The organism is Bradyrhizobium huanghuaihaiense (genome assembly GCF_025200885.1).
Lineage (GTDB): Bacteria > Pseudomonadota > Alphaproteobacteria > Rhizobiales > Xanthobacteraceae > Bradyrhizobium > Bradyrhizobium huanghuaihaiense.
This window is the reverse complement of record NZ_CP104172.1, coordinates 8,183,502-8,197,981: the sequence shown is the minus strand read 5'-3', so window position 1 is coordinate 8,197,981 and position 14,480 is coordinate 8,183,502. Positions and strand designations below refer to the sequence as shown.

Annotated in this window: 11 protein-coding genes and 3 pseudogenes; 7 read left to right on the top strand and 7 right to left on the bottom strand. The window is 58.8% G+C overall.

Going from position 1 to position 14,480, the window contains the following annotated elements; all coding sequences use genetic code 11:
* Positions 1–1,069 precede the first annotated feature (1,069 nt).
* From N2603_RS38475 to N2603_RS38465, 3 genes are read left to right on the top strand one after another with little or no spacing between them, the layout of a single operon-like run.
* Entirely contained in the window at positions 1,070–1,489 is a 420-nt protein-coding gene (locus tag N2603_RS38475; RefSeq protein ID WP_260386269.1) for a hypothetical protein, read from the top strand.
* Complete coding sequence (locus tag N2603_RS38470; protein ID WP_260386268.1) at positions 1,449–1,958, top strand: HAMP domain-containing protein; 510 nt, start codon at positions 1,449–1,451, stop codon at positions 1,956–1,958. Before N2603_RS38475 ends, N2603_RS38470 begins: the two co-directional genes overlap by 41 nt.
* The gene (locus tag N2603_RS38465; protein ID WP_260386267.1) at positions 1,937–2,275 is read left to right on the top strand and encodes a methyl-accepting chemotaxis protein; all 339 of its coding nucleotides are present in this window, start codon (positions 1,937–1,939) and stop codon (positions 2,273–2,275) included. The genes N2603_RS38470 and N2603_RS38465 overlap by 22 nt, the downstream gene beginning before the upstream one ends.
* Positions 2,276–3,006: 731 nt before the next feature.
* Here the strand turns inward: N2603_RS38465 and N2603_RS38460 are convergent.
* Positions 3,007–4,689, bottom strand: coding sequence for an MFS transporter (locus N2603_RS38460; RefSeq protein WP_260386266.1), 1,683 nt, complete (start codon positions 4,687–4,689; stop codon positions 3,007–3,009).
* 1,567 nt (positions 4,690–6,256) lie between these two features.
* Between N2603_RS38460 and N2603_RS38455 the strand changes: the two genes are divergently transcribed.
* Together N2603_RS38455 and N2603_RS38450 are read left to right on the top strand one after the other, a co-directional pair.
* A complete protein-coding gene (locus tag N2603_RS38455; RefSeq protein WP_260386265.1) occupies positions 6,257–6,820 on the top strand; it encodes a GNAT family N-acetyltransferase in 564 nt (187 codons plus the stop codon).
* Positions 6,821–7,258: 438 nt separating this feature from the next.
* A pseudogene (locus tag N2603_RS38450) lies at positions 7,259–7,513 on the top strand (IS5/IS1182 family transposase); the annotation flags it as partial.
* A gap of 294 nt (positions 7,514–7,807) precedes the next feature.
* Here N2603_RS38450 and N2603_RS38445 read toward each other — a convergent pair.
* A complete protein-coding gene (locus tag N2603_RS38445; RefSeq protein ID WP_260386264.1) occupies positions 7,808–8,242 on the bottom strand; it encodes a S1/P1 nuclease in 435 nt (144 codons plus the stop codon).
* Positions 8,243–8,271: 29 nt separating this feature from the next.
* On the opposite strand from N2603_RS38445, the gene N2603_RS38440 reads away from it, so the two are divergent.
* Positions 8,272–8,490, top strand: coding sequence for a hypothetical protein (locus N2603_RS38440; RefSeq protein ID WP_260386263.1), 219 nt, complete (start codon positions 8,272–8,274; stop codon positions 8,488–8,490).
* A 1,032-nt stretch (positions 8,491–9,522) separates the two neighbouring features.
* Here the strand turns inward: N2603_RS38440 and N2603_RS38435 are convergent.
* The 5 genes and pseudogenes from N2603_RS38435 to N2603_RS38415 form a co-directional block, all read right to left on the bottom strand.
* On the bottom strand, positions 9,523–9,813 hold the full coding sequence (locus N2603_RS38435) for a hypothetical protein (protein WP_260386262.1): 291 nt from the start codon (positions 9,811–9,813) through the stop codon (positions 9,523–9,525).
* Between the two features lie 55 nt (positions 9,814–9,868).
* Positions 9,869–10,162: a hypothetical protein gene (locus N2603_RS38430; protein ID WP_260386261.1), complete on the bottom strand. Its 294-nt coding sequence runs from the start codon at positions 10,160–10,162 to the stop codon at positions 9,869–9,871.
* Positions 10,163–10,481: 319 nt separating this feature from the next.
* Positions 10,482–11,109, bottom strand: a pseudogene (locus N2603_RS38425) (ATP-binding protein); the annotation flags it as partial.
* 394 nt (positions 11,110–11,503) lie between these two features.
* On the bottom strand, positions 11,504–11,674 hold the full coding sequence (locus tag N2603_RS45050; protein WP_425248950.1) for a hypothetical protein: 171 nt from the start codon (positions 11,672–11,674) through the stop codon (positions 11,504–11,506).
* A gap of 779 nt (positions 11,675–12,453) precedes the next feature.
* Positions 12,454–12,641 (bottom strand): annotated as a pseudogene (locus N2603_RS38415) (IS3 family transposase); the annotation flags it as partial.
* Positions 12,642–13,111: 470 nt separating this feature from the next.
* On the opposite strand from N2603_RS38415, the gene N2603_RS38410 reads away from it, so the two are divergent.
* Complete coding sequence (locus N2603_RS38410) at positions 13,112–13,882, top strand: CmcI family methyltransferase (protein WP_260386260.1); 771 nt, start codon at positions 13,112–13,114, stop codon at positions 13,880–13,882.
* The last annotated feature ends 598 nt before the right edge of the window (positions 13,883–14,480 follow it).

The following is a 14,480-nucleotide window of genomic DNA, read 5'->3' as shown; positions in this document are numbered from 1 at the left end:
CAAGAAAAATGGCCGTGCAAGGTCTTCGCACGGCCAAGTCAGGGAGGAAACGCCCCAAAGCGGGCGACTGAAGGGAGTACCGAAGTGAGTAGATCGATCACTCACCGAATACTCCAGAACTTGCGCCGACGTGTCCGGCTGCGCAAGTTGTGCACCCAAATACCCGCTTTTTCGCGCTGGTTGTCGGCGATTTAGATGCTAATTTCGCATGTATTGTGCGCAAAGGAAGCTTCGATCGCAGTAGTTGCTCAGTGGTTGACGCAAATCCCTCGAACCGGAAAGTGGAGCGTTGTCCTTGATCGAGACAGCAATCGAGTTCTGCTGCTATTGCGTGTCGCCTTTCGCGCACGAGTTCAGGATTTCGAAATCAATTTAAACTACGCAGCGGCTTGTTATCGACCGCGCGAACCAAATAACGCGATTTTCGCTCAACGTGGATGGGCGCTTAATGCGCCAATTGGACACCACCTGTAGGGTCAAGTCATGTCAAATGGACACGAATGAGCAGCATTGCCTCCGGTGATTGTCAGAGATCATCGATCCGTCGCGGCACTCCGAATTGGACTGCGCGAGCAAATGGCGCTGCTCGGGCTTTCCGGCGTCCTTGTCACGGCTGCAATATGTATTGGCGCGTGGAACTATGCGAGCCTGGTCCAGCGCTAGCAATGAAGTGAAAGCTCTTGTTGTATCGTTGTCACAAAGCTTCCTGGAATCCGGCCAAATCGCGAGCGACTTCCTCCACAAGCCGACTGAAATGCTGATCAAGAGGCATGCCGATCATCACGAGCACCAGTTGACAACCCTATCTCGCCTCCAAGAGTTGGGGTCCGCGTTGCCGGACGATAGCCGCCGAAGCAGGCCGGCGTTCTGCAGCCGATTATCAATCTCTATGCAACCCGCTTTCAAAACGTGGTCTCAGCTCAACGCAACCTCGGCTTCAATGAAGATGATGGCTTTCAGGGCATGTTGCGGAAGGCCGTGCACGCTGTAGAGCAACAGCTGGCCGAAGCGAACCAGCCGCGCCTCACGATTTTGATGCTGACTGCGTCGGCATGAAAAGGACTTCATTTTGCGGGGTGAAGATAAGTACGGGGATAAACTGACCAACCTGGAGACGGAATTCGAAGCCGAACTTGCTAAGGCGAGCCTGCCTGCAGAAGCAAAATCTGACATTCTCAAACTTGCCCGCGCTTACAAAGACAATTTTGTGTCGTTCATGACGCAGCAAACGCTGACCGACCAGGTGAGCGATCTGGGACAAATCTATGACCGTATTCGCCCGGCAATCGTGCGAATCATGACTGCTGCTGACGCCTATTCGCAGGCCGCGGAAATGCGGGCGGAAGACATTCGGCAGAAATTGCTCTGGGGGGATCGGGCTAGCAACGCTGCTCGTAGGTGTGCTCGCCTTCCTGTTCGGTCAGAGCATTGCCAAAACAGCCGCTTTGATGGCCTCGGCGATGCGCCAGCTCGGCCAGGGGCAATTTGATGTGGTTCTGCCAGGTCTGGGCCGGAGGGATGAGCTTGGCGAGATGGCCGAAGCAGTAGAGAATTTTAAGCTGAGAGCTCGCGAGAAGGTGCAGGCTGAGCTCGACGCCAAGGCCGAAAGGGACGAGACTGCCGCCGAGCAGCGCAAAGCCGAGATCGCTTTGTTCGCCGGAGAATTTGAAGCAGCCGTGGGGCAGGTGATCGATACCGTCTCGGCCGCCTCCGCGCAACTTGAAGCGTCGGCACGAAGCCTGGCTATTTCGGCTGATCAAAGCCGAGAGCTCTCGATTCAGGTTGCATCGTCATCGGAAGAGGCGTCCGCCAACGTCCAGCGTGTTGCGGCCTCAACAGCGACAACGATTTCTGATGCCGGCCATCAGGTTGAGGTGGCGGCCGATATGGCCCGCGACGCGGTTCGCAAGACCGAAGTGCGGCCGCAGCCGAGCGGATGGGCAGCGTCGTCCAGCTAATCGCAGCGATCGCCCGGCAGACCAATTTGCTCGCATTGAATGCGACGATCGAAGGCGCACGCGGGGATCGCGGCAGAGGTTTTGCGGTTGTCGCCCAGGAAGTGAAATCTCTCGCGACGCAAACTGCGCATGCGACTGTTGAGATCCGTGAGCAAATTGAAGGCATTCAGACAGCGACACTCGAAGCGGTCGGCGCAATTACCGAAACAGGCGTTATCATCGCTCGTATTTCGGAGATCGCCAAAGGCGTCGTCGCCTCGATCGCGAAGCAGAAGACTTCAATTTGCAGGAAGCTGCTGTCAGGACTAGTCAGGTAGCCGAAAGCGCCAGTGATGTCACCGATCGCGCCAAGAAAGCGGCGGGGCTTTGATGCAGGTGCTGAGGTCCGCCGAATTGCTGTCCGAGGAAAGCTATCGGCTGAAGCACGAGCTAGATGGTTTCCTCGGAAGAGTGCAAGCGGCCTAACTAGGATATCAACTCGCGCTCGCGTAATTCAGTTATTGATCTTCCTTCGCAGCTGGAGCCGACCCTTCCTGCGAGGCGGGCGAGGGGCATCAGTTTGAGGCTTGCCAACCCGTGCAAGTGCAATCGATTAGCGGCCTACGCTCAATTGCGATACCGACTCATCTGAAATCTCTGAGACAGGAGCACGTCTTCGGACAGATGGATGGACGGACGTCTGGAATCTCGTCAATTCGTCGTACTGCTTGCAAGGACAGGACCGGCCTGCAGCCGGCGTGAGTTGGTCCGGTCAGATGGTCAGGAAGTGCGCGTAGCCGGGCTCTTCGGCCCGACCACGGCGGGCAGTAGATCCGGCCCCATCTCAGATTAGACCACAACTCGTCTCCATGCGGCCGATCTTGGCGGGCATCGACATCCTGTCCGATGCCCCCATCTGTTCACCCGTGAAGCCGCGACGGTGGCATCGATCTAGGACGGCGCCCCCAAGATGACGTGTGATGCGCCCAGCTCTCTGGGGAGCGTTGCGCCGGCTCCGGAAGGGGATTGATATTGTCGCGCCTAGACCGCTTCTCCAACAAGGCCGGCGCTATCGGCTCCTGCCGGGGGTATTTTCATTGAGCAGAACGTCGTTCTCGCGGTTGGACTTGTCTTCCTTCGAGCGCACTGATCCAAACGGGCGCTCTAACATGCGCCGAATCCGCACAGGGTCAGGGCCGATGTGAAACGCTGACGCCTCCCTCTCCAGCGCGCGCTCAGATACAGTCGCTCGGTTACGCTGACGCAGGTAGTCGAACCAAGTCGGGCAGTGATAACGCTCCGTCCACGATTCCGGGTCGGTAATGTCGCGCGCTATTGACCATCCATAGGCGCCGTTGCGTTGACGGAAGAGCTGGACTGCCAGCATCGCGTTGTGGAACGCACGCGCATCCTCCTGCGCAACTCGATATTCGATCTCGACAATCAAAGGGCCACTCCGGCCGGTCAACGCCAGCTGCACGTCGGGATCCTCGAGCAGCTCGGCTTCTTGACCCCGAGCGCCGACGCGCGGCATCGGCAACCAGAGCCCTATCAGGGGCGAGAGCAGCATTAGGGCGCCTGACATCAGAAGTGCAGTGTCGATACCAGCCGCGTCAGTCAGCCTGCCCCAGCCCCAACTACCGATCGCAATCCCGCCCGATCCCGCTGCCTGATAAGCCGCGAGCGAGCGCCCGGCAACCCAGCGGGGCGCTGACAACTGTATGCCGAGGTTGAACAGCACCCACGCCATCATCCATACGGCTCCCGCCAGCACCAGTGCGGCCGCTGTCCAGATCAGGTCTCGGCTCAAGGCCACTGCGAGAAGGCTTCCACCCATCGACAGCGCGCAAGCGCGAATGGCCGCTTCGGCGCTCAAGCGCTTGCGCATTTCGGGTACATAGAGTGCGCCGATTACTGCTCCGAGGCCAAAGGCGCTCAGCAGAAGCCCATAGGTCTGCGCGCCACCGTGCAGGAGATCTCGCGCAACTATCGGCATCAGGGATATGATCGCGCCGCCAAATACACCGGTCACCATCGAACGGATCAGGACGATTTTGATGGAAGGGGAGTTCGTGATGTATCGAATGCCGGAGACAATGGCACGGCTGAACTGTTCACGCGGCAGTCGCGAGGGTGGGACCACGCGCTTCCAGACCAGCAGTGCGAGCATCAGGGGTAGATACAGCAGCGCGTTTAATGCGAATGCAGCGACTGCGCCAGCGGTCGCAACGACGATGCCGCCGAGGGCTGGGCCGACGCTGCGCGCGATATTGTAGCTGATGCTGTTCAGCGCGACGGCGGCAGGTAAGGCGTCGGGCGGCACCTGCTCACTTATCGAAGATTGCCACGTCGGATCCATTAGCGCCACGCCGCTGCCAACGACAAAGCAGAACGCGAGCAGCAGGAGCGGTGTGACCATATCGAGCCATGCAAGCGCTGTCAGCGCACTGGCACCCGTGAGTACGATTCCGAGCGAGATGAGCGACACGATTCGGCGGTCATGCATGTCCGCGATCGCTCCCGCTGGCATTGCAATCAGCATGGTCGGAAGCGTCAGCGCAGTCTGAACGAGCGCGACCATGTCGGCCGACGAGGTCATTTGCGTCATTGCCCACGCAGCCCCGACGCTCCGAATCAGAGCCCCCATGTTTGAGAGAAGGCCCGCCAGCCAGACGCGACGAAAGGTAGCATGGCGGAGCGGGACGGTGATGCCGTCGGCGACAAACGTCTCGGGCTTGCGTGCCTGGCTCATATCAGCCCTTGCCGTGCCTGGAACTAGAAGTCCGAGCGTCAGGAGGCACGATGACGCGGAGCTTCTGGCCGGGGTCAGGTAATGCTCGTCCTTCGGTTTTGGGCGTCGTTCTCGAAAAAGGGGCGATCGCACTGTAGTTTGACATCATAAGGCACGGTCGCACAAAGCTTGAGCCCGTCGATTTAGCTGGGAATTCAGATTCTCGGCGAGTTCTCGCATTTGGCCAGCTTTGAGCGTAGATGGATCATTCACTGCAACGCCACTTGCATCCTTGTTTGAGAGTGCCGGGCTCTCAGCAATTGCTAGGTTACTGCATCAGCAGTGCATAAATCTCTCGTAATAGAGCAATGGAGCGAAGAAAAACCGCGCGCACTCCGCTTGGTCGCCATCATCACGGTTCGAGAGGGGGCTGGGTGGCTCACGATGATCGCCGAGATGCAAATGCCCCCTGAGCTGTGGCATTCAAACGCTCGGACCTTCACCCGAACGGGGTCAGCACACGCCGACAACCAACGCAAAGATAAAGGCAGCGAGCAAGGCCCGGCCAAGGTAGTCCAGGCAGACGTTGGCTCGCGTCCTATGCAGCCGCTGCAAAAATGCGCAAGCACCTACGTCGAGAAACCATGTCGATGGATCTGTGGTGCTTGCGGACCCTAAGTCGAGACGAAATGTCCCGTCTAGCCACGCGCCAGGATGAGCAGAGCGGCGCACGATAAGTTCGTCAGCTTCGATAAATTGCCCATGTCTTCTTTTATGATCATTTTCTTGCACAGAAAGCGTACTCGAGTTGGAAGGTAATAGCCGATTGACTGACTGCGACAAATTTGGGAAGGCATGGTGCAAATGGTCGCGATTGCCGGGTGTGGATCACCGCAAGATTATTCCGAATTGCCCGGGTAGCTCGTGTTTGCCCCGCATCGGCGCGAGAGGAGGGGGCTACAGTCATACGACTAACCTAGCATCGCGGGATCGAGATAAGATCTTCGGGCGACTGGAGAAGTGGCCCGCAAAAGAGAGGCGTGCACGGGATCATCAGTGCCGGGAAACTTTGATCGAGACCGTGAGTTGTCGGTTCGAATAGCATAACGCGACGACAAATGATCCGTGCGCCATCGATTTAAGAACGCAAGTTTTCCAATTGCGATGGAATATAGTTCGTCTTCGACTCGCGCGATCGATCGTTCTTTGCGACTATTGATTAGCTGATCGTGCTTGCGAGAACTGAGCGCGCTGATCTGGAATGATCTTTTCGACCAACGCATTATCGCTGGACGATGCACGTCTGAGCGCTCGTGCGATGGGGGGCCTATTGTTTGATCCAATCGCTGCGTCCCCGCGTGTTGAAATTGCAGGTCGCGAGGCTATTGCGCAGCCACGCTCCTCCGCTCTCCGGGCGATGGTGTTGGCGAGGAGTTGAGCGAATAGGTCGTCGCCTCTCGATGGTGTGAAGCAAGGCGTCATCCGACGTTCAACATGACAGCATATCTGTCTGGGCGATTACCGCGGCAGCTTTTCCCGCGTTGACGCAGCGGCTGAGCTACGTAGTGAGTTTGAAGGAGGATTTGACATGGTGACCACACGTGAAGTGTCTGTCGATGACGCCACAACGGTGACCCGGATGGTTGCTGCTCTGCTTGCCGAACTTGGGGCTGGCCACACGCAGTCAGCACTAGATGAGCAGCTGGTCGCCGATCTCCTTGCGATGAAGGAGCGCGTCTCAGGCCTTCTCGCTTTTTCAGAGGAATGCCCAGTCGGCATCATCATGTTATCAGAGGGCGCTGCCCTTTTTGCGCGAGGAACCTACGGCATAATTACCGAGCTCTATGTCGTGCCGGATCAACGGTCGTCGGGCGTTGCAATGCGCCTCATTGAGGCCGCGGCGGCCCTGGGGACGAAGAAAGGCTGGGGCCAGCTTGAGGTGGGAGCGCCTAATCAGCCGATGTGGAGCCGCAGCCCCAAGTCGGCATTGTACCTCAAGGCCGGTTTTGCAGAGATCGGCCCCCGGCTCAAATTGCCATTGCATGGCTTGGCCAGCCGGCGAGCGCAAGCGTGCCCTCCAGCGCCATCGCGGTTGGATCGTCGGCAACGACGTTCGCCTCGACGCGATTCATCCACTGCAAGAGTTGCCTGAGCGACGATTCGCGGCAACGCACTTGGCCCACAACGAGCTTGTGATTACTGGCTCGAACTCGGTCGATATATCGGAGAGCGCCGCGTAGCAGCGCTCGCCGATCCGCTCGCCACAACTGAGCCGACCTCTTGTCCAAGCTACAAAGGCAAAAACCTGCAACATCGCAGGGGAGCCATCGGATGCTTGCGGCTCTACCCGCTTCGTACGAAAAACAGAAACCGACGTTGTGTGGCCGATGATCTTCGATCGCCAAGTACCGAGCGTTTGCAGGCAAGCCGCCAACACACCAGCGGTGCCAGCCTCGCCTATGCAGAGGTCCGCGGCCCGATTCGGCCACGGATTGAACGTCGAACCAGGATCTCGGCAAGCATGAGACCTCTATCCCGCTAACATTCCCTGGTAATGAGTTCTGCTTGAGGAGTCGATTGGGGCTTCTGAAAAGCGATGCTGGCTGACTTGGCTAAAGCCGGCTGGCCGGGTGAGGCGGCGATCGACGCGACCGTGAAGTACATCGCTCAGGGCGAGCGGTGAAGGGGGGCCCAACGGGCTTGCGATCGGCCCTCGCGCCGCGGTCAGCCATGCCCTCGTCATTTTCTCGGCCGTCCCGGCGTTCCCTTGCGGAACAAAGCCAGCGACGTGCGCACCGCCCATGACTTTTTGGCCGACGCGCCCGGTCGTATCCGACGCTTGATCGTCGGCTTACGACGCCGACCCGCTACGCGTCGATCGGTTAGCCATAGTATAACTTCAATCATCCTCAGCGAACGCTAGCGCAAGAGCTAAGCGAGAAACGGCCGTTCCACTCGCTCGATAGCAGCTATGGGTGCAACGGACATCATTCTCGTGATATCCGGGCCAGCTCCAACAGTTAAGAGCGGTGAACATAAATCATGAGTTGCGAGCCAATGCCGAGAAGGCGATTGCCGCATATCGACTTCGTTCAAGTGTGCACAATGCGGTAGCGCCAGATGCTTCAGGAAAGTCCACCTACGACCCTCCGAGCGCATCATCGAGAATGGCTTTGAGGCGCGCTGCCCCTTTTGCCAACTCAGTATCCAAGTCCACTTTTATGGCTACAGCGTAATCGTTGCTAATGTCCACGGGATGGCTCGTGTCGTTGTGGTCGGGCGTTCCTGGCGGCAGAAGCTGATAAGCCCTTAGTCCGACAGCGTGGGTATCGTTGACCCACGCGGCGATGCGTGCTTCGTCATATGGCGGCGCTTCCACGGCCGGTAGCGGATTGGCATCGAGCGCGTCCGCGTAACTGCCCCACGAATATGCCTGCAGGTCGATCAGGGAGTCGTCCCACATGCTGTGGAATGTTGATGCCCGTGTGTACGCCGTGCCGTCGGAGCGCCTGGCATGCAAGACGACATGCAGTTTATTGCCGCCTTGATCGCGATTGCGTTCGCTTGCATGCAATTGCTGCTCCAGATCTCCAGATAACGAATTTGAGCGCGCGCAATCTGTCTTCCCTTGGAGCGAGAATTGTCCTTCAAAATCGCAAGGGCGGCGGGCAAGCCTTGGACGATGCAGGCACCCTGGTTGTTAACGTCGTTGCAATCGAAAGCGGCGTCGTAGCCCGAACGTTCGATGTTGATATCGACGAAGTGCCACCGATAGGTGTTGTTCCGTTCTGGCGTGAATTTGAAGTCATCGGCTCAATTTGAGATCGCGGCCGGAGAGGTATCTCCGATCAAATCCCTGAGCTTGGCTTGCGCGGCAGGACTTGAGCGCCGCTGCGCCAGCTCTGCAATGACAGAATGACCTAGTTGACCCCAGGCAAGGACGGATGACGTGCTGGCGACGAGGGCTGCAGCGCAGATCGGGCGTATGAGTCTGAGTGATGTCAATATGATCATCGGGATGAATTGTCTCAAGTAAGTTGCTGCGCCCTCCAAGGTTTGAGTCACGGACAATTGTGGGGTTGCATCGGCAAAGTCGGGAGTTGGTACGAAGCAGCGAATCTGTTTCTAAAAGTCCCCAACTCAATATCCCCTCCGCCTTGCTGCAAAAACCGCGAACATCGGCATGGCGACGGCGAAAAGGTGACGCGGTCCCGCCTACGTCATTGTCGCGCTGCCGGACGGCCGGCCGCGGGCGGTTCGGATCGCGTCGACGGACCTTGCCGAGATGTCGATCGCTTCCTGCCCGAACGCCGCCGATCTGTCGCGCATCAGTGTACGTACGCTGATCCCACTGATGCAACATTTGAGCGCGAGTCTGAGCCTTCTCGAGGAGAAGGTGGTTCGCGATGACCCATCGACCTGCCCCGAGGTCGCGTCGGGTATCGACCCCTGCCAACGTTGGCAAATCCGCCCGGCCGTCCGACGGCCGACATTCCGCGCCTCTGGCCGAATCTGTCGACCGCGATGCAAACCCCAGATCATTCAAACAATCGCCGCGCCGATGCGGCGAATGCAAGCGATCCCCGGCACGCCCGGAAGGGGAGCGCGCGCCTGGGTCGTACCGATCAGCTCGACCGTCGCTGGCTGCTTGGACCATCTCCACACGAGATCGTCTGGCGTGTGCCAGATAGTCCACGCGTCCTCAATATCCTTCAGAATCCGGCCTATGTTACAAGGAATTCGGGTCTGCGGTCGTTGTGGACGGCGCATGAGCATGCGTTAGACGGGCCCGAATGCCGACTATCCGGTCTATTGCTGCCGCTCGGATCGGGACCAGCAAGGCAGTGCACTGTGTCAGGGAGTCCGCGCGCCTTGGCGGTTGACGCGCTGGTCGAGCGGATGGTCCTCGATGCCCTGGTGCCGGATCAGATTGAGATCGCACTCGCGGCCGCGGGCCAACTGGAGCAGGGGAGCCGTCAGCTCGAGCGCCAGTGGGCGCTTCGCGTGGAGCGCGCCCGCTACGAGGCCGAGCGCGCTCGGCGTCAGTACGACGCCGTAGAGCCCGAGAACCGTGTTGTGGCGCGCTCCCTTGAGCGGGCTTGGGAAGAGAAACTGCGTGTCGCCGAGGCGGTCGAGCAGGAGCATGCGCGCGTTGGCGCGTGCAAGAGCCGCTTTGATTGGTCCAACGGAACGCGCAGGGCTAGGAGCGCTCGGCGAGAACCTGCCGCGGATTTGGAATGCAGCCACCACCTCGGTAGCCGATCGCAAGCGCATTCTGCGATTTGTCGTTCGTGAAGTCGTTCTTGACCAGAAGCAGACCCGAGGTCAGGTGTGGCTCAAGATCGTCTGGTATACCGGCGCAACCAGCGAGCATCACGTTCAACGGCGCGTTCAGACCTACCGCGATTAGGTCGACATCGATCGACTGCGGCAACGGATCGTCGAGTTGAACGCTGAACACCAAATGGATGGCGAGATTGCGGCAATACTCCATCAGGCAGGCTTCGTCGCGGCCCGAGGCTGTGCCTTCAAAGGCGAGAATGTCCGTCTGTTGCGGACCCGCTGGGGCATTCCTACCGTCAAAATCAACGGCGTGGCAAGAATTTGATGCGCTGGCCCGATGGGAGCTTCTCAATTCAGGACGCAGCGGCTCAGCTCGGCGTAACCCCGCAGACGAGTTCGACTATCTCGCGCGGGGATTGCTGGAAAGGTCGTCAGCCATGGCAGATCGAGCTCTCAGACGACCAAAGCCGTCAGCTTCGCAACCGGGTACGACGCGTTAAGCGTTCGCTGAAGGGGCATCATGAAGTCATAGGCTCGGGGAAGATACGCCCCCGCGGCTGATTGGCCGTGATCAGCAGCGAGCGTCGCTCGTAACGGGCGACGATCAGCTTTAACCATACGGTTTCAGCCTGATCCTTGCTCACATTTGTGATGTAGTCGAGGATCAGGAGGTCGTAGCGATCGAGTTTGGCGATCGCGGACTCCAGCGCCAGCTCGCGCCGACCACCTGCAGCCGCTGCACCAGCGTGCGAAGAGAACGCGCCAACCGTTCTCGACAAGAGCCAGGCCGATCGCTGACCCGAAATGGGTCTTGCCTCCGCCGGGTGGACCGAACAGCAGCAGATTGGCACCCGCCTTCAACCAGACGCCGCCGGCGGCGAGCGCCATCGCCTGTGCCTTTGATAGCATCGGCACCCTCGTGGCGAGCGTCTTGCCGGCGGGGAACTGCGCTTCCGCCATGTGTCGCTCGATGCGACCGCGGGTGCGATCCGCAGCCGCGTGCTCGGCAAGGGCCGCGAGGAAGCGGGCGGCAGGCCATTCTTCCTTGTCCGACTGTGCGGCGAGCTTTGGCCAGATCGCCTTGATGCCGGGCAGGCGCAGCTCATTGAGCAGCAGCTCGATGCGAGCGGCATCAATTAAGGTCGCTATGCTGGTCATGCTGCATCTCCCGCGTTCGAGTGGCCGACACGGTGCTGACGGAAGCAGCTCATCGTAGTCCGTCGAGCGGCCGCCAGCTTGACGGCAACACTCGGGATCGAGGCCGCCGCGGGTCGGAAGCGGTCGCGTAGCGTGGCAGGTCGGGTAACCGTCCGGCATCGAGATCCGTCGCGATTGTCTCGGCGAACTCAGCTTCGCAGGCTCGCTCGTGGCCATCGCCAGAAGCTCAACCGTCACCCTGCAGGCGCGCCGGTCATCACCATGTTCCCGCATGGTCTCGAACAGACGTTTGTGAGCCGTGCGCGGAGTTGGTGGCGACGGACGAGGCTGACGAGCGCCATCGGCTTGCGGCGCAGGGCATGGATAACGTGCCGGTAATCGACTACATGCCCGCTTAGCTTTCCGAGACAGGCCGCCCGCGCCACAGCGTCACGACCGGCGTGACGCCGAGGAAGCATCCGAGCCGGTCGGCGAGCACACGCAGGCGATGGCCAATCAATCTTGAAGGCACAGTGTAGAACACGCTCCGCGGGATGAAGCCGCCTGACGACGTCACCGGAGTCACCTTCTCCTCGAAATCGGTCGTGCGGCGTTGGGCAGTGGCGCCAGTACTTCCTTCTCAAGCGCGTTCCGCTTGGCGAGGTTGGCGTTGCGTCGGCCAACAATCTCGTCGACAAAAGCCCGATAGGCATCGAGACTAACGAAGTCGCGCGTGCCCCGCAGCAAAAGTGCATCGTCCAGAGCTCGTTTGAAACGGCCTTGCGCACTCTCGATCGAGCCGTTCTCACGTGCGATGCCCGCATTGTGCGCGTTGGTGCCATGCCGTAGTGGCCCATCGATGCGGCTAGCGCTGTGTCAGATCCTTCCGCGCGTCGGCCACCAGATTGCGGAATGCTGCCGACAGGCTGTCGCTGCGATGCTCCAGCGGCACGTCGCCGAGCGCCCAGCGTTCTGCAAGCCCTCTGCCAGCGCGACGAAGCTTTCGCTACCCAGCACGATTTGGGCATGCTCGAAGCCCGAGAACGCCAGCCGGAAGTGATAGAGCCGGTGATCGAGCGCCTCACCCGCGATGGCAATCCCAAGCGCGCTTGTATCGGTAAAGTCGGACAGACCCAAAAGACCCGGCGCGTGCTCCTGGCGGAAGATCACGTCCTGTTCAGGGCTGTTGAGCGCCCGCCAGGCGTTGCGACGCGGATGGCGCAGTCTCACCCTGATTGTCGCTGAGTTCTCACCTTGATCGCCGCCGCCCACATACCCGAGCCAGAACGCATCAGACACCGTGATCCAGCCCTTTTCTGCTGCAACTCGCGACTCCTCGGCGACGGCGTCGTCGTACCAATCTACGCGGTTCTCCCGTTCCAGCGCCTTCAGCTTCTCGGCCATTTCGGTCGGAACGCTAGCTCGATGCCCGCTGTCGATCTCGGCCTTCTTGACCTGGTCATGCAGCGTCTGCGGCGTGCAGCCGATCTTCCGCAATCGATGTCACTGCCGCCCAGCGCGACGAGTGATGGCTGGCGTAATCCTGAAACCATCCGAACCGCAAGAGCTCGGAGCTTGGGTAAAAACTTGTTCGGTCGCCGTGCTTGTCATCGCTCCATCCTCTCAGCAGTTGGAGCCTCCGGCAAACCGGGGGTGGCGGTTCAGCTCGAGCCTGTTGAAGCCAAGGCCAATCTTCAAGCGGCGATCGCATCGCTCTTTTAGACAAACACCGAGACGATGGAATCGGCGCCGCTAAACTGTTTTGCGGCCGACGAGGCGGCAAATGCCAGCAGACCTTCGAGGTCAGCATGAGTGGCGACCGGCATCGCCTTAAGCCCCCAATGCTATGCCATCCGTGTTCGATTGATGACGCCGATGTCCCGAACCCAACAAAGCGTGCCGTCCATTCCAGCTAGCACATCGGCAGCTACGCGTCTCGCACTCTTGCTAGCGAGCGCGCACCTCGTTTCGCGAGTGGCATGCCGGTTGCTTGGATGCGGCAGAACAGTGCGGAGATCGACCTATGAAACTCGCTTTCGGATACAAGGCCTTTTGGGAGGCCGCTTACCAGAACTACCCCGATCAAATGAAGCCCGGCGGGCTTCTTGATCAGTCGATGTTTGAGGGAATAAACAACGTCCTGAACGCGGACCATTCTGACCGCTTTGCAAAGCCATCCGACCGATCATGGATGTCATCTATCTACCCATGGAGTGCCGACAAGCGCTCGACAAAAGTTGGAGCATTGGCCAAGACTTATAGAGGGCTGATACTGCTCAAGACGCCCTTTGATCTGGCTCTGTATCCAAGGCTCATTTGGGAACTTCAGCCGAGGACAATTCTGGAGCTCGGCTCCTATCAGGGTGGCAGCGGATTGTGGTTTGCTGATAACATGTCGGTGCTTTGCGAGAATCCCGGTGAAGTTCACTCCTTTGATTTGCACACCAAATGCGTCCATGAGAACGCAAGAAGGCATCCACTGCTTACGTTCCATCAAGTTGATCTTTCTGAAGTCTCTAACTTAGATGAAAAGTTGCTGATGAGGCTACCTCATCCCTGGCTTGTGATCGACGATGCGCACGTGCAAATATTTTCGATTTTTTCTTACCTGAACAACTTTCTGGTGTCAGGGGACTATTATATAATCGAAGACAATCCTGCGGCCGCAAATAGACAGATCATTGATGGCTTCCAGTTGGTCGAGCAATCAGGATTCTTGATCGATACTTATTATACCGACGCGTTTGGTACTAATGTTACTTGTGCGCCGAATGCATGGCTTCGAAAATCGTAAACATGAACCGAATAGCGGCCGTGCCTGGGAACGTCATCGCGCTCACAGTTGAGCGATTTCGGTATAGCGTTAGCTGAACGGATCTACGGATCTTAAGAGTGGCCCCGAAGAAGCTGTAAAGCCCTCATGTTTCCGGTGAAGGCGTTTTTTGACATGATGTGCCACGGTGATCCCAGCACCTGGAGACCGATGACGTGCTGGGGGCGTTCGTATCGATTGGCTAAGACCGCATTCGGGCGGAATCTTAGATGGGTGCCACTGCGCCCGCAGGTCTTCGGGACTGCAAACGTGAGCAGATGCTCGCTGAACTAGTAGCACGAGGGAGGACCCCGCCGCGACCGTATGCAGTGCTGTTGTTCTCGATACCAAGGACTTCTTGAAGCTACGAGGAGCTAGACGCGATTGTGCGAAGCCTCGGAGTTCAAATAGCTAGATTGATATCGATGCGGTTTTGCCGGGACGTCAGCAAGCGATCGGCAAACGATGTTGCTATGTCGAGAGCATGAAGATGTCTTCGCCCAGGCGGCGCCGAATTCGGGTTGAGCCCAAACGACATGAATGAGAAGTGATCGGCGTGATCTCGGCAATTGACCTCAAG

What these genes read in the sequence shown, in the direction of transcription:
- N2603_RS38470 (WP_260386268.1), top strand. Translation starts at nt 1,449, where the DNA reads ATGGCCTCGGCGATGCGCCAGCTCGGCCAGGGGCAATTTGATGTGGTT.
- N2603_RS38465 (WP_260386267.1), top strand. Translation starts at nt 1,937, where the DNA reads ATGGGCAGCGTCGTCCAGCTAATCGCAGCGATCGCCCGGCAGACCAAT.
- N2603_RS38460 (WP_260386266.1), bottom strand. Translation starts at nt 4,689, where the DNA reads ATGAGCCAGGCACGCAAGCCCGAGACGTTTGTCGCCGACGGCATCACC.
- N2603_RS38455 (WP_260386265.1), top strand. Translation starts at nt 6,257, where the DNA reads ATGGTGACCACACGTGAAGTGTCTGTCGATGACGCCACAACGGTGACC.
- N2603_RS38435 (WP_260386262.1), bottom strand. Translation starts at nt 9,813, where the DNA reads ATGCTCCTGCTCGACCGCCTCGGCGACACGCAGTTTCTCTTCCCAAGC.
- N2603_RS38430 (WP_260386261.1), bottom strand. Translation starts at nt 10,162, where the DNA reads ATGGAGTATTGCCGCAATCTCGCCATCCATTTGGTGTTCAGCGTTCAA.
- N2603_RS38410 (WP_260386260.1), top strand. Translation starts at nt 13,112, where the DNA reads ATGAAACTCGCTTTCGGATACAAGGCCTTTTGGGAGGCCGCTTACCAG.